Origin of the sequence: Gillisia sp. CAL575, assembly GCF_000403785.1 — a bacterium.
In the GTDB taxonomy this organism is placed as follows: Bacteria; Bacteroidota; Bacteroidia; order Flavobacteriales; family Flavobacteriaceae; genus Gillisia.
Window position 1 is genome coordinate 104487 of sequence record NZ_APHJ01000019.1, and the last position, 15101, is coordinate 119587.

Consider the following 15101-nt stretch of genomic DNA (forward strand, 5'->3'; position numbering starts at 1 on the left):
GTTAATATCCGAAATCCTTCTTGATTTTATCTGCTTTTTCAAGCATGAAATCTGTTGTTAAAAAAGAAATAGATTCTTTTCCATAGCCATTTTGGTAATTACGCATTGCTTTTTTAGGATTCCCTGTTTCTTCTTCAAATCTAGCTTCAAAATAAGTTCCAAGCATGGTTTTTGGATAATGCTTATCTGCAAGTTTAGAGAGATCATGAAGCTCTTCCCATTTTTCAGTTTTTTCTATAGCATTATATACTGCCATAAAATCATTCAATCTTATTTGCTTATTAACATGAAATAAGGTTTGAATACTCTCATATTTTTCAACTAAATAATCATAGGAAGAAACCGATGTTTGTAATAATGTTCGATTATAGTCGAAAATGGAAATAGGTCTATAAACTTCGAAGATCTGCTCAATAGCTTTTGGAATGGCATTTCCGGCCAAAGTATAGTGAGATCCTTTTGGAAAATTATCGAAATTATATTTTACATTTTTGTTTTCTATATTTTTCAATTGATTATCAAAATTCAATATATCTTCTTTCAAAGAAGGAATATCTTCTTCAGCAGTAGCTAGATAGTACCAAATTTTACTTTCAGATTTGGTTAAAGCCGCTGAAACTCTGTCTGCCATTTCCGGTGCCAGATCTGGACTAATATTAATATAACCTTGAAAAAGCGGATTTTCTTTAAGCAGATAGTAATTAATGAAATTTGAGGTGTAATCATGTCCCATAATTACTCTAAAAGGCGCTGTGCGATACTGAGAGTCTAAATAGGTCATTAATTCCATACCTATAAATTCAAAGAATTTCGCCCCGGTTTCTGAAGGTAGAAAACGTTCTGTGTCATAAAAAGCATCTGAATCTCTAGAATTACTTTGATTGATTCCTACAACGATCATCTCTGGAATATCTTCCCAGTAGGAGTAGAAATCTACGTTTCCTGCTACAGGTTCAAACAAATAATCGCCATCTAAAACGATGAGGACAGGATAGGATTTCTCTTTATTTTTGTCGTAATTTCTAGGAAGTTGAATTTTTAATTCTCTCTCTTCTCCTAGCTTTGAGGACTTTAAAGATTTGTAAACGGTTTGTGCTGTAAATAGGTTAGGGGCAATAAACAGACAAATTAAAAGTAGTTTTTTATACATATATTAAGTTTAATTGTCATGCCCAATATAGGATTTTTATTTTTTACGATTATAAATGGGAAGAAACAAAAATGAAAGTCCTCCTACAATAATGATGAGCAAAGTTTGTGTTCCCCATGTGATCCATCCAAAGGCTTCTCCTCCCTGTTTGCTAATGCCAAAAAGCATAAGACTTGCTCCTATAGCTATAGGGTAAACCCCGATCCCGCCATTGGTGGCTGAAATTGCAAAGGAGCCTACAACAAAAGCCAATAATACTACTCCAAATGGTAGATTCGCAGTTTCTGGCACTGTAAATATTAATGAATAGAACATGCAGATATACATGATCCATATAAAAAAGGTATGAAAAAGGAAAGCTCCTTTCTGCTTCATTTTTAATATACTTCGCATTCCTTCTAAAAGTCCTTTTGCGAATTTTTTTATTTTTTTGAAAATGCCAATTTTAGAATTTCTAATCAATTTCAACACTAAAACGCCAACAGCTATAAGCCCAAGTAAGATTGCGAAAGTTAAAAATGGATTGATATTGTTATCTTCAAAATAAGATAAAAGATATTCTGTTTGAAGAATCATCGCAGCTGTAACTACAAGTAAAAGCATAATAAAGTCTGCAATTCTTTCAGAAATTATAGTTCCAAAGGCTTTTTCAAAAGGAATATTTTCATAACTGGAAATTGTAACACCTCTAAGTACTTCTCCTGATCTTGGGATCCCGAAATTTGCAAGGTAAGCTACCATCACAGCCATAAAACTGTTTGGAAATTTGGGTTTATAGCCTAAAGGTTCGAGAAGAAATTTCCATCTATAAGCTCTTGAAAGATGAGATAGAAGTCCACAAATTATAGAAATAAGAATAAAGATTGGATTTGCAGATCTAATGTTATTCAAGAGTTCCTCTCTTTCTAGAGGTGTAGAATTTCTAATTGAAAACCAGATCAAAAAAACTCCCAGCGAAAGCGGGAGTATGATCTTTAGAATTTTAATTGTGGTTTTCTTCAAGAATTAATTTAATAGATTGCTTTCTTCATTTGGGAAAACCAAAGCAGGTTTAAAAGTTTTTGCTTCTTCTAATTCCATTATGGCATAAGTAATAAGAATAAGGATATCTCCTTTTGCAACTCTTCTTGCAGCGGCTCCGTTTAGAGTGATCTCGCCGGAATTTCTTGGGCCAGGAATTGCGTAAGTTTCTATGCGTTCTCCGTTATTATTATTTACAATTTGAACTTTTTCGCCTTCAATAATGTTGGCAGCTTCCATAAGATCTTGATCTATGGTTATACTTCCAATGTAATTAAGATCTGCGCCGGTACATTTTACGCGATGGATTTTAGATTTTACTACGTGAATCAACATATAATTTTTTTAATAGTTTAAGGCTATATTATCTATAAGCCTAATGTCTTCAGAATATACCGCGATAAATGCACGAAATTTTTTATCGCCAATTTCCGTAGTTATTGGCTTTAAAGTTTCACTATCTGCAATTTCAAAATATTCCAATTTAAAATAGGGGTGAGCTTTAAACTCATTTTCAACCCATATTGCTATTTGATTTGCACTTTCTGTGCCAAATTTATCTTTAACTTTCAAGAGTGTTTCGTGTATAAAAGAAGCTTCAAGACGAATTTTTGGAGTTAGTCGTTCATTTCTAGAACTCCTTGCTAATCCGTTGTTTTCTCTATAAATTGGACAGCCTATTACTTCTACTCCAAGTTGGTAGCGCTTTACGAGCGTTTTTATTATTTGTAATTGTTGGAAATCTTTTTCCCCAAAAAAAGCTTTGTCTGGTTGTACGATTTCAAAAAGTTTTTTTACTACCGTTCCAACTCCGTCAAAATGTCCATTTCTAAATTTCCCCTCCATTTCATATTCCAAACCGTCAAATTGAAAATGTTCGGACACAATCTGCTTATTGTAAAGTTCAATTGCCGTTGGAGTGAAAATGATAAGATTAAGATCTAATTCTTCCAACTTTTTAACGTCAGAATCTAGTGTTCTAGGGTAATTATCTAGATCTGTAGTGTTATCAAACTGGGTTGGATTAATAAATATACTCACTACTACCACGTCGCAATCTGTAGCAGCTTGTCTAACTAAAGACAAGTGCCCATTGTGCAATGCGCCCATTGTAGGCACGAATCCTATACGGGAATCTTCGGATTTTAATTTAGAAATAACCTCTCTTAAGGCCGCTTTCTCTTTAATAATCTGCATTTTTTTATAAAATTAACAGCGTGCAAACTTAATATATTAAGGGCAAACTGCATAAAATTTTGTAATTTTGCGTGTTTTTTATTCGCAAAAGCAAAATATTTATGAAAGATAAGAGGATATTGTACGTATCATCTGAAGTTATACCTTACTTGCCCGAAACCGATATATCATCTATGTCTTTTGAAGCTGCCAGAATGGTAAATGGTTTAGGAGGACAAATTAGGATTTTTATGCCGCGTTATGGCAACATCAATGAAAGAAGGCATCAATTGCACGAAGTGATTAGATTGTCTGGAATGAATTTGGTGATTGATGATTTGGATATGCCGTTAATTATTAAGGTTGCATCTATTCCAAAAGAACGGATGCAGGTTTACTTTATAGATAACGAAGATTATTTCAAAAGAAAAGCAACACTTACAGATGAAGAAGGAAATTTATTTCCAGACAACGATGAGCGCGCAATTTTCTTTGCAAAAGGAGTAATAGAAACAGTTAAGAAATTAAATTGGGCTCCAGATATTATTCATGTCCATGGTTGGCTATCTTCCTTATTGCCATTATATCTAAGAAATTATTATGGAAACGAGCCATTATTTTCTGGCGCAAAAATTGTTACATCTGTATACAATCAAAGTTTCGATGAGTCGTTAGATACAAGCATGCACAAAAAAATTCTTTTTGATGGGTTGGATAATGATAATGTAAAACATTTGAAAAAACCAACTTATGTTAATTTGATGAAAACTGCAATAGATAACTCTGACGCAGTAATTATTGGAGGAGATGACATACCTGCAGAACTATCAAAATACTTAAAGAAATTGGAAAAACCTGTTTTGGATTATAAAACTCCTGAGGAATTTTCTACGGCATACCAAGATTTTTACAACACTCAAGTTTTATCGCAATAAGTAATTTATACCGAATGATATTTTTGAAAAGAGCACGCTTAGTTCCTTTAGCTTTGCTAATGGTTTTAGCATTTACCTCATGTGATAATGATTTTAATACCATTGGAGGAAGGCTTATTGGTCAATTTGATTCTATCCCTTTATACGAGGCTGGAATAATTGGTTATAGCAATAAGATTGGTCCAGTTCAAACTAATGGGCTTCCCGTAAATTCGTTAGGAGTTTATAATGACCCTGTTTATGGACAGCAAGTTTCGAGTGTTTTAACGCAGTTATCCTTAGGTACTACAAATCCTGAATTTGGAACGGATGCTGTTGTAGATAGTGTAGTACTAACATTACCTTATTTTAATACTGAACTAGAAGCGGGAGAAGATGGAAATGCTGTTTATCAATTAGATTCTCTTTTTGGGAATTCTCCTTATAAATTAACCATAAGTAGATCTAATTTTTTCATTAATAATTTTGATCCAGAAGCAGATTTTGCAAGTGTTCAAAAGTATTACTCAAATCAGGGTCCTGTTTTTGAAAATAGTTTAGTTGGTTCTCCTCTATATTCAAATGAAAGTTTTTTCCCATCAAATGCAGAAGTGGTGCATGGAGAATTTAATGATGAAAACGAAGTAGATACTATTTTTGATGCGCCTAGACTTCGAGTAAATTTACCTGTGCAATTCTTTCAAGAGAATATTATTGATAAGGTAGGGTCTTCTGAGCTTTTTAATAATAACAACTTCAGGAATTTTATTAGAGGAATTTATTTTAAAGCTGAGCCACTAAATGGTGATGGTAATTTGTTACTGCTTGATTTCAATAGCGCGACTAATGCAGATGCTGGAATTACTATTTATTATACTTCTCAAGTTACAGATGCTTCAGATTCTGATGGGGACGGTGATATTACAGAATTAATAGGACAGTCTTCTTCATATAAATTAAATTTCGGATCTAATACAGTAAATACATTTTCTCAAGAATTTCCAGCTGCAATTGCTTCAGAAATAAGTGGAGCTAATAAGGGAATAGGTGCGGAGAAATTATATTTAAAGGGAGGAGAAGGTACAGTTACAGTAATTAAGTTATTTGAAGATGAAGCAGAATTAGCTGAATTGAGAGCTAATAACTGGTTGATTAACGAGGCGAATTTGACCTTTTTTGTTGATCAAGATAGGGTTGATGGTGGAGATGCTGAGCCGGAAAATATTTACCTTTATAATTTAGAAACTTATCAACCAATTATTGATTATTATGTGTTTACTTCTACAGCTGCTACGCAAGATCCAAACCACGCTCCCGCACTTGAAAGAGAAGAGACGGGGGAAGGAATAAAATATAAGATTAGAATCACAGATCATATTATACAAATTTTAAATAATAATACTACCAATGTAAAATTGGGATTGGTGGTTATGCAGAACACCAATGTGGTTACAAATTCTGCCTTGAAAACTACAATAGATAGTATTGCAAGAGTTCCTAGTTCAGCTGTTATTTCTCCTGAAGGTACTGTGCTGCATGGGAACCTTTCTCCCGATGCGGACAAAAGATTGAAATTTAATATTTATTATACAGAAACAAACAATTAGATTATGTGTGGAATTGTCGGTTATATAGGGCATAGAGAAGCTTATCCTATAGTATTAAAAGGGCTACATAGATTAGAGTATAGAGGTTATGATAGTGCTGGTATTGCATTGTTTGATGGAAAAGAACTAAATCTTTGTAAGACAAAAGGTAAAGTTGCAGATCTTGAAGCAAAATTTAAGGCTACCACTTCTACGAGTGGTAATGTAGGAATTGGTCATACAAGATGGGCAACACATGGTGTTCCAAATGATGTGAATTCGCATCCACATTATTCTAATTCAGGGAACTTAGTTATAATTCATAATGGGATTATAGAAAATTATTCTTCGCTTAAAAAGGAATTAATAAAAAGAGGTTATACTTTTCAATCTGATACCGATACAGAAGTGTTGGTGAATCTTATTGAAGATGTAATGATCAATGAAAATGTAATGTTGGGGAAGGCAGTGCAAATTGCACTTAACCAAACCGTTGGGGCTTATGCAATCACCGTTTTTGACAAGAGAAAAGAGAACGAATTAGTAGTTGCTAGGTTAGGTAGTCCATTAGCTATTGGAATTGGTGAAAACGAATTCTTTATAGCATCAGACGCTTCTCCATTTATTGAGTTTACTAATAATGCTATTTATCTTGAAGATGGAGAAATGGCTGTAGTAAGACTTGGTAAAGAAATTAAAGTTAGGAAAATACAAGATGACTCTTTAGTAGATCCTTATGTTCAAGAATTGCAATTGAATTTAGAGCAGATTGAAAAAGGAGGTTACGATCACTTTATGCTTAAAGAGATCTATGAGCAGCCTAGTGCTATAACAGATACCTATAGAGGGCGAATGTTAGTTGATGAAGGCATCATTAGAATGGCTGGAGTAGATGATAATATCGAGCGCATTGCTAAGGCAAAAAGAATTTTAATTGTTGCGTGTGGAACTTCTTGGCATGCAGGACTGGTAGCAGAATATATTTTTGAAGATCTTGCTAGAATTCCTGTTGAAGTAGAATATGCATCTGAATTTAGATATAGAAATCCTGTTATTTACGAAAATGACGTAGTAATAGCTATATCCCAAAGTGGGGAAACTGCAGATACTATGGCTGCAATTAAATTAGCTAAAGAAAAAGGAGCTTTTGTATTTGGAGTTTGTAATGTTGTAGGTTCCTCAATATCTAGAGAAACTCATGCGGGAGCATATACTCATGCTGGTCCAGAAATAGGAGTTGCTTCAACAAAAGCATTTACTACTCAGATCACAGTACTTACTTTAATGGCTTTAAAATTAGCTAAATATAGAGGTACAATATCCGATTCAGATTTTAGACATCATTTACAGCAATTGGAGGCCATTCCTGCAAAGATCGCTAAGGTTCTAGAAACTACGAATGAGCATATTAAAGATATCGCTTTTAAATACAAAGAAGCTACAAATTGTCTTTATCTAGGTAGAGGTTATAATTTCCCAGTTGCTTTAGAAGGAGCCTTGAAATTAAAGGAGATTTCTTATATCCATGCTGAAGGATACCCTGCAGCAGAAATGAAACATGGTCCTATTGCATTGATTGATGAGCAAATGCCAGTTGTGGTTATAGCAACTAAAATGGGTCATTATGATAAAGTTGTAAGTAACATTCAGGAAATTAAATCCAGAAAAGGAAAAATAATTGGAATAGTTACTGAAGGTGATGAAGAAGTGAGAGATATTGCAGATTATGTAATTGAAATTCCAGATACAATAGAATCTCTAACTCCGCTGTTAACCACAATCCCTATGCAGCTGCTTTCTTACCATATTGCAGTGATGCTTGGTAAAAATGTAGATCAACCAAGAAATTTGGCTAAATCTGTTACAGTAGAATAATATTTAAAATACCTATAGTTTCTAAAATACCCTTCTCACACTGAGAAGGGTATTTTTTGTTGGGATATTTTTCAATACAACTTGCTGTGCGTATTGTTTTTAAGGTAATTTACTTCTGAAACGAAATTTTTAAAAAACTTGAAAAAAAGTTGTGCATTAGCTTATATGTTTTTATAAAGAAAAAACTATATTTGCAGCCTGAAAATAGGTTAAGATAAATTCATTTTTATCCAACTTATTTCAAAGATTTCAATATTAAACATAAAGAATTAGATAATGTCTAAAATCACAGGTAAAGTTGCACAAATTATAGGCCCTGTAGTTGATGTAGTTTTCAACGCAGATAACGCTGATTTGCCAAATATTTACGATTCCCTAGAAATTACCAGAAAAGATGGTTCTATTTTGGTTCTTGAAGTACAATCACATATTGGTGAAAATACTGTAAGAACTGTATCTATGGATTCTACAGATGGATTAAGTAGAGGTGTAGAAGTTGTTGCGACTGGAGCTCCAATTCAAATGCCAATAGGAAAAGAAGTTTATGGGCGTTTATTCAACGTGATCGGAGATCCTATTGATGGATTAGATGTTTTGCCAAAAGCAGGTGATGCTGGTTTGCCAATTCACCGTGATTCTCCAAAATTTGAAGACTTATCTGTTTCTACAGAAGTATTATATACAGGAATTAAAGTAATAGATCTAATTGAGCCTTATGCAAAAGGTGGTAAAATTGGTTTATTTGGTGGAGCCGGAGTAGGTAAAACCGTATTAATTCAAGAATTAATTAACAATATAGCAAAAGGGCACGGTGGACTTTCAGTATTTGCTGGAGTTGGAGAAAGAACTCGTGAAGGGAATGACCTTTTGAGAGAGATGTTGGAGTCTGGTATTATTAAATACGGAGACGAATTCATGCACTCTATGGAAGAAGGCGGATGGGATTTATCTAAAGTAGATAAAGCTGCTTTAAAAGAATCTAAAGCAACTTTCGTATTTGGACAAATGAATGAGCCACCAGGAGCACGTGCACGTGTTGCACTTTCTGGACTTACCATTGCTGAATATTTCCGTGATGGAGCAGGAGAAGGACAAGGGAAAGATGTACTTTTCTTCGTAGATAACATCTTCCGTTTTACACAGGCAGGATCTGAAGTATCTGCACTTCTTGGACGTATGCCGTCTGCGGTAGGATACCAACCAACATTAGCAACCGAAATGGGTGCGATGCAGGAACGTATTACTTCAACAAAAAATGGATCTATTACATCTGTGCAAGCGGTTTACGTACCTGCAGATGATTTAACAGATCCAGCACCAGCCACAACATTTGCTCACTTGGATGCTACAACAGTACTTTCTCGTAAAATTGCAGAGTTAGGTATTTACCCTGCAGTAGATCCTTTGGATTCTACTTCAAGAATTCTTACTGCTGAAATTTTAGGGGAAGAGCACTATAGATGTGCACAACGAGTAAAAGAATTGTTACAACGTTATAAAGAATTACAGGATATTATCGCTATTCTTGGGATGGAAGAACTTTCTGAAGAAGATAAGCAAGCGGTATATAGAGCAAGACGTGTACAACGTTTCTTGTCTCAGCCATTCCACGTTGCAGAACAGTTTACTGGTCTTAAAGGAGTTTTGGTAGATATTAAAGAAACTATCAAAGGGTTTAACATGATCATGGATGGGGAATTAGATAAATATCCTGAAGCTGCATTTAACCTTAAAGGTTCTATTGAAGAAGCTATTGAGGCTGGAGATAAAATGTTAGCTGAATCATAAACTAGTATTTAGATTTGAGATATTAGATTTGAGAGATCATTTTTCTAATTACTTAATACTAACTACTCAATACTAAAAAATATGTATTTAGAAATAGTTACTCCGGAAGCAGTTGTATTTGGTGCAGAAGTAGTATCGGTGAGAGTTCCCGGAATTGATGGCGAATTTCAGATGTTAAATCATCATGCTGCAATTGTTTCACTTTTAGTAGAAGGGGAAGTAAAGATAGATTTAGTATCGGCAAGTCCAGAAATGCTAAAAAGTCTTCCTTCAGCTTTCAGGAAAGAAGCTAACAATGTACTATTCTACCCAATTAAAGGTGGTGTGCTTGAAATGAAAGATAATAAAGCGATCGTATTGGCTGATTAATTAGCTGAAAAATTATATTTAAAAAGCCTGTTGAATTTCTACAGGCTTTTTTTTTGTTTTAGACTTTATTCACATTTTGACAGGCTCAATGTAACAGCAGAATGTCACCCTGAGCCTATTGAAGGATATGTAAATTAATTTTTATTTCGTGGCTAACCAAGCTTCTCTAGTTTTTACAGCTTTTTTATCTGCATTCTCATCGATGCTAATAGTATAGGTTGGATCTTTAGAAAGTGTAACCTTTGTCTTAGCTTCCTTCTTGTCTCTCGTATAAGAAATATTTAATTCAGTTCCTGGTTTGCTTTCTTTTAAGATGTTTTCCCAATCTTCCATGGAGGAAATAAGGCTTCCATTCACAGTAGTTATTTTATCTCCACTAGTTAAATTCGCTGTATATGCTGGACTAGCAATCTTTGGATTGCTTATTATTTGTACTAAACTGTCATTAATTTTCAGTGATGCTCCAAAATATCCTTTTTCAGCATCTTGCTTAAGGTTTAATCCTACCGATACAAAAAGCTCATTATACTTAGGCATTTCGCTTTTATAGATATAGTTTTCGAAGAATTTATCTGCAATTTCTGATCCTGCGTATTTTTTTAGACTTTCCTGAAGATTTTCAATTGTATAGGAAACCTCTGTTTTTCCGTAGGTATTCCAAACCTGCTTCATGAAATCGTCTAAATTCAAACCTTTACTTCTAAGTTCTAAATCTAATGCTAGTCCAAGAATGCTTCCGTAAGAATAATAAGATATAAAGGTATTTTCTCTATTTACAGGATCTACTGAAGTCGCTGCATCTACGAAAGGAGCTTGATAACTCATTTCAATTGGATTAAAAAATTGATGCGCTGGGGAATTCCAAACATAGTTGAAAGTCCCATTTAAGCTCTTCACATATTCTTCTTCAGTCAAAACTTTGGCTCTATGAAGAATGAGATTGGTGTAATAACTTGTGAAACCTTCTGCAAACCATAAAGATCCTGACATATTAGCCTTAGAAAAATTAAATGGCTCCAGATCGTTCGGTCTTATTCTTTCCACATTCCAAGAGTGAAAAAATTCATGAGAAACAGTACCTATATTTCCTTTCATTCCTCCATCCTTTAAACTTTCGGTGTCCGTTAAAATAGTACTATTTCTATGCTCCATTCCATCGCCAGATACATTAGGTAAATAGCAAGCTATAAAGGTGTATTCATCATAATCATAATCAGGTAATTCCCCAAAAACTTGCTTTTCTTGTTGTACAATTCGCTTTACCTGATCAAAATACTCATCCAATTCCGCATCAGTACCATCGTGATGTAATGCAAATCGGATATTTTTTCCATCCAATTTGAATTCCCTTAAGCTAAAATCACTTAATTCTGTGGGGCTATCCATAAAATAATAAAGATCTGGAGCCATATAGGTGTTTCCTTCAACTGGCTTAAGTTGCGAGGCAACCTTCCAATTTGAATTTTCGGGTGTGTTGAAAGTTATTTCTATGGGTCTATGATCAAGTTCTTCGGCATACATAAAAGTAGCAGGCATGTTTAGATGCGCATGGGTGTTATCTATTTGAGAATAGGTGCCATCTGCCCGATTCCCGAATAACGAATATTCAACATTTACGGTTCCATCATGTCCAGTTATATTCCAGGAATATGGATCTTTTCTGGTCACTTCCAATTGGTTCCCTTTACTATCTGTAGCCTTAAATGCATAGACATTTTTAGCAAATTCATGAATAGCATATCTTCCAGGAGAAGATCTACTCATGGAAACAACAAGTTCATGCGATTTTACATTTGGAAAGCTAGCTTTAATTTTAGCTTCGTGATGAATTGCATTATCAAAAGATATCTCATAAGTATTGGTTTGAGAGAATGAAACAGCAGAAATAAGCAATAGAAATAAAAATTTACGCATCGTGGTATAAGGTTTTAGGCTCTAAAATAAGCAATAACCTAAAGTCTACTATTAATCTTCATCGATATATTCCAGAATATCTCCAGGTTGACATTCCAGAACTTTGCAAATAGCTTCTAAGGTAGAAAATCTAACTGCTTTTGCTTTCCCAGTTTTAAGTATAGAAAGATTGGCGGTAGTAATATTTATAGCTTCAGCTAGCTCATTGCTCTTCATCCCTCTTTTATCTAAAACGGCATCTAAGTTTATAATTATAGCCATAATCTAAACGGTTAAATCGTTTTCTTGTTTTAGCATTCGGGCCTTATTAAAAATCTGAGATAGAAATATTAAAAATGTACCTATTGCAATTACAAACCAAAAGTCAAATAAGTCAAATTCTATTTCTAAACGGCTATTAAGTATTGCTTTTACAATCACTATAGATAATGCATCTAAAATGCTTGTAAAAATTATTAATTGACCAATTAAATTGAAGCTAGCGATCTGTAGCTTTGTGAATAACGGGCCATAAATTAGATTCTGTATTAGATTTTTAAATACATATAATATATAAATCCAAAGTGCGCCAGACAATAATCCATATGTTAGACAAGTATAAAGGGCGTTCTCCGATTTGATTTGAAATTCCTCAGCATCTCCCATAACTTCTAGAATTTCATCAGAATTAATGAATATAGCGTAAAGTAATATGCCCAATAGAAGTATCCACCCAATAACCAGCAAATAATAAGTTACACTGAAAATATTTTTAGTCCATTCTGAAGATCTCATACTTATTTATTATCGTTTTTCAATAACAAACCTACTAATTAATTATTGATAAACAATAATTAATTTTTTAATTTCAGGAGCATAGGGTTTATATTTATAGATTTAATTCTGTATAATGCTTTGTATTTTATATGGAACTAGTGTTCTTATTCCTCAATAATAACTATTATATTTGCGGAACACTGAATTTTGAAGTTGCCCATGCTTATAGCTATACTCTTAGGTTTTGTTTTTTCTCTTTTTCTGGTTTTTACTGGAAAATTTTTTAAAGGGAAATTTTCTATCCTTGCGGCAGGGATTCCATTAGCGCTATTTGTTTACTTTGCTCAATTCATTAGTAGAATTTCAAATGGAGAGGTAATTTCTCAATTCCATTCCTGGATTCCGGCTTTTGGTGTAAACCTTGGTTTTACTTTAGACGGACTTTCCCTCCTATTCTCATTAATGATTACCGGAATCGGATTTCTGGTATTTGTATATACATCAGCATATTTAAAAGGTCATAAATATTTAGACAGATTTTATGGATATTTGAGTATGTTCATGGCCGCTATGCTTGGCCTTGTGCTATCTGACAACCTGATTTCACTATTTGTTTTCTGGGAATTAACAAGTATCTCATCTTTTTTCCTGATTGGATTTAATAATACAAGTCGAGAATCTAGAAAATCTGCATTAATAGCATTAGCAATAACAGGGATTGGAGGTCTTTCGTTATTGGTAGGTTCATTATTTTTAGGATCAATTACTGGGACTTATAGCATTGCTGAAATGCTAACAATGAATCCTGAGATTGCTTCTAATCCTTATTATATTTTAGTAGTAGCTCTTATTTTTGGAGCAGGCTTCACTAAATCGGCACAATTCCCATTCCATTTCTGGTTACCAGGAGCAATGAAAGCACCAACTCCAGTATCTACCTATTTGCACTCCGCAACGATGGTAAAGGCGGGGATATATCTTCTAATGAGGTTAACTCCTGTTTTAGGAGATCATGAATTTTGGAATACAACTTTAATAATCGTTGGGGCTATCACTATGGTCTATTCTGCCATCCATACACTCTTTAGAACAGATCTTAAGGGAGTTCTGGCCTATTCAACGATATCTGCTTTAGGAATTTTAGTATTTTTAATTGGACAGGGTACTGTAGATGCACTTACTGCAGCGGCAGTATTTATAATTGTGCACGCTTTATATAAAGCAACACTTTTCTTGGTTACAGGTATAATAGATCATCAAACTGGGACAAGAGATACTACTGTTTTACGCGGATTAAGAAAAGTATTATTTCCAGTTGCTATAGCTGGGTTCTTAGCAGCACTTTCTAGTGCTGGTATACCTCCAACAATTGGATTTATAGGAAAAGAACTTACCTATGAATCTACATTGCATTTTGGTAATATGGCAATTTTATTGATGGTTTTAATTGTAATTACCAAGATATTATTGCTTTATGCTGGTTTTGTAGCGGGAATAAAACCCTTTACAGGATCGCTTCCTGAAAGGTTTGAGAAAACTAAAATGCCCAGCTTTCTAATGTGGCTTCCTCCAGTGATATTGGCCGTTGGATGTTTAGTGTTCGGGATTTTTCCCGGACTCATTGAAGGCTCTTTGGTGAAACCTATGGTTAGTTCTATGGGATTAGATGAAAGTGATATTCACTTAAAATTATTTCACGGTTTTAATGTTATTCTATTGCTAAGTGTAATCACTATAGCTTTAGGAACGGTGCTTTACTTTAAACTGAAGCCAACAAAAAAACTGGAAGCATGGATAGCTAAATTCGAAAAATTCTCCCCTCAAACGATCATCACTAATTCATGGGCTTTCTTTTTTAAGTTTTCTAATGGTTGGACCAATTTATTCCAGAATGGATATTTAAGAAATTATGTATCTACGATAATGATATTTCTTATTGCATTAACTGGCTATTCATTGTTTAGTAAAGCCAACTTTGCGGTAGATTTTAATTCCTTTTCACCTATTACTGTTTATGAAGCTGCAACTTCTATAGTAATGCTTATTGCAATTGGATATACTGTTTTTACAAGATCTAGATTGGCTGCGGTGGCATCCATGGGAATTATTGGTTATGCTATATGTATCTTATTCGTAATTTATAGTGCTCCAGATCTAGCAATGACTCAGTTTTCTATAGATACACTTACTGTGATCCTATTTGTACTAGTACTTTATAAATTACCGAAGTATCTCAAATTGTCAGATTATAAAATGAGGATTCGGGATGGTGTACTTTCAATAGCTTTTGGAACCATTATAACCTTGCTGATTTTAGAAGTTTTAGCTGAACCAAAAAGTAGTGAGGTAAGTGATTATTATGCAGCAAACGCATATATTCTTGCACATGGTAAAAATGTGGTAAATGTTATTTTAGTAGATTTTAGAGGATCAGATACTATGATAGAAATTTCGGTTTTGGCAATTGCTGCAATTGGAGTATTTGCATTATTAAAATTAAGATTGAAAAAATCTGATCAGCGTTAATTGAATCTGAAATAATTTAAAACGATT

At 33.8% G+C, this 15101-nt stretch carries 13 protein-coding genes; 6 read left to right on the forward strand and 7 right to left on the reverse strand.

What is annotated here, in order from left to right; all coding sequences use genetic code 11:
- Position 1 precedes the first annotated feature (1 nt).
- Genes I130_RS01765 through panC form a run of 4 tightly spaced genes read right to left on the reverse strand, consistent with a single transcriptional unit; the run spans position 2 to position 3367 of the window.
- Positions 2-1150, reverse strand: a complete 1149-nt coding sequence (locus I130_RS01765) for an alpha/beta hydrolase (protein WP_034918287.1) — start codon at positions 1148-1150, stop codon at positions 2-4.
- Positions 1151-1186: 36 nt separating this feature from the next.
- Complete coding sequence (locus I130_RS01770; RefSeq protein WP_034918294.1) at positions 1187-2152, reverse strand: lysylphosphatidylglycerol synthase transmembrane domain-containing protein; 966 nt, start codon at positions 2150-2152, stop codon at positions 1187-1189.
- Between the two features lie 3 nt (positions 2153-2155).
- On the reverse strand, positions 2156-2506 hold the full coding sequence (panD, locus tag I130_RS01775) for an aspartate 1-decarboxylase (protein ID WP_034918297.1): 351 nt from the start codon (positions 2504-2506) through the stop codon (positions 2156-2158).
- 9 nt (positions 2507-2515) lie between these two features.
- Positions 2516-3367 (reverse strand): pantoate--beta-alanine ligase, encoded by an 852-nt coding sequence (panC, locus tag I130_RS01780; protein ID WP_034918302.1) that lies wholly within the window; start codon positions 3365-3367, stop codon positions 2516-2518.
- 101 nt (positions 3368-3468) lie between these two features.
- On the opposite strand from panC, the gene I130_RS01785 reads away from it, so the two are divergent.
- From I130_RS01785 to I130_RS01805, 5 genes are all read left to right on the forward strand, one after another.
- Positions 3469-4281, forward strand: coding sequence for a glycogen/starch synthase (locus I130_RS01785; RefSeq protein ID WP_034918305.1), 813 nt, complete (start codon positions 3469-3471; stop codon positions 4279-4281).
- 14 nt (positions 4282-4295) lie between these two features.
- Positions 4296-5867: a DUF4270 domain-containing protein gene (locus I130_RS01790; RefSeq protein ID WP_034918306.1), complete on the forward strand. Its 1572-nt coding sequence runs from the start codon at positions 4296-4298 to the stop codon at positions 5865-5867.
- A 3-nt stretch (positions 5868-5870) separates the two neighbouring features.
- Complete coding sequence (gene glmS, locus I130_RS01795; RefSeq protein ID WP_034918308.1) at positions 5871-7721, forward strand: glutamine--fructose-6-phosphate transaminase (isomerizing); 1851 nt, start codon at positions 5871-5873, stop codon at positions 7719-7721.
- Positions 7722-7997: 276 nt separating this feature from the next.
- A complete protein-coding gene (gene atpD, locus I130_RS01800; RefSeq protein ID WP_034918312.1) occupies positions 7998-9509 on the forward strand; it encodes a F0F1 ATP synthase subunit beta in 1512 nt (503 codons plus the stop codon).
- An 81-nt stretch (positions 9510-9590) separates the two neighbouring features.
- Positions 9591-9878, forward strand: coding sequence for a FoF1 ATP synthase subunit delta/epsilon (locus tag I130_RS01805; RefSeq protein WP_034918315.1), 288 nt, complete (start codon positions 9591-9593; stop codon positions 9876-9878).
- 141 nt (positions 9879-10019) lie between these two features.
- Here the strand turns inward: I130_RS01805 and I130_RS01810 are convergent, their stop codons facing one another.
- Genes I130_RS01810 through I130_RS01820 form a run of 3 tightly spaced genes read right to left on the reverse strand, consistent with a single transcriptional unit; the run spans position 10020 to position 12566 of the window.
- Positions 10020-11792 carry a M61 family metallopeptidase gene (locus tag I130_RS01810; protein WP_034918317.1) on the reverse strand — a complete coding sequence of 591 codons (1773 nt, stop codon included), beginning with the start codon at positions 11790-11792 and terminating at the stop codon, positions 10020-10022.
- Positions 11793-11843: 51 nt separating this feature from the next.
- Positions 11844-12053, reverse strand: coding sequence for a helix-turn-helix domain-containing protein (locus I130_RS01815; protein WP_034918319.1), 210 nt, complete (start codon positions 12051-12053; stop codon positions 11844-11846).
- A 3-nt stretch (positions 12054-12056) separates the two neighbouring features.
- The gene (locus I130_RS01820) at positions 12057-12566 is read right to left on the reverse strand and encodes a DUF2975 domain-containing protein (protein WP_034918322.1); all 510 of its coding nucleotides are present in this window, start codon (positions 12564-12566) and stop codon (positions 12057-12059) included.
- Between the two features lie 201 nt (positions 12567-12767).
- Between I130_RS01820 and I130_RS01825 the strand changes: the two genes are divergently transcribed.
- Positions 12768-15074 carry a putative monovalent cation/H+ antiporter subunit A gene (locus tag I130_RS01825; protein ID WP_034918326.1) on the forward strand — a complete coding sequence of 769 codons (2307 nt, stop codon included), beginning with the start codon at positions 12768-12770 and terminating at the stop codon, positions 15072-15074.
- Positions 15075-15101: the final 27 nt, after the last annotated feature.

Excerpts from the sequence above, each read along its gene's own strand:
- I130_RS01765 (WP_034918287.1), bottom strand. The coding sequence starts at position 1,150 with ATGTATAAAAAACTACTTTTAATTTGTCTGTTTATTGCCCCTAACCTA.
- panD (WP_034918297.1), bottom strand. The coding sequence starts at position 2,506 with ATGTTGATTCACGTAGTAAAATCTAAAATCCATCGCGTAAAATGTACC.
- panC (WP_034918302.1), bottom strand. The coding sequence starts at position 3,367 with ATGCAGATTATTAAAGAGAAAGCGGCCTTAAGAGAGGTTATTTCTAAA.
- I130_RS01785 (WP_034918305.1), top strand. The coding sequence starts at position 3,469 with ATGAAAGATAAGAGGATATTGTACGTATCATCTGAAGTTATACCTTAC.
- I130_RS01790 (WP_034918306.1), top strand. The coding sequence starts at position 4,296 with ATGATATTTTTGAAAAGAGCACGCTTAGTTCCTTTAGCTTTGCTAATG.
- glmS (WP_034918308.1), top strand. The coding sequence starts at position 5,871 with ATGTGTGGAATTGTCGGTTATATAGGGCATAGAGAAGCTTATCCTATA.
- atpD (WP_034918312.1), top strand. The coding sequence starts at position 7,998 with ATGTCTAAAATCACAGGTAAAGTTGCACAAATTATAGGCCCTGTAGTT.
- I130_RS01805 (WP_034918315.1), top strand. The coding sequence starts at position 9,591 with ATGTATTTAGAAATAGTTACTCCGGAAGCAGTTGTATTTGGTGCAGAA.
- I130_RS01810 (WP_034918317.1), bottom strand. The coding sequence starts at position 11,792 with ATGCGTAAATTTTTATTTCTATTGCTTATTTCTGCTGTTTCATTCTCT.
- I130_RS01815 (WP_034918319.1), bottom strand. The coding sequence starts at position 12,053 with ATGGCTATAATTATAAACTTAGATGCCGTTTTAGATAAAAGAGGGATG.
- I130_RS01820 (WP_034918322.1), bottom strand. The coding sequence starts at position 12,566 with ATGAGATCTTCAGAATGGACTAAAAATATTTTCAGTGTAACTTATTAT.
- I130_RS01825 (WP_034918326.1), top strand. The coding sequence starts at position 12,768 with ATGCTTATAGCTATACTCTTAGGTTTTGTTTTTTCTCTTTTTCTGGTT.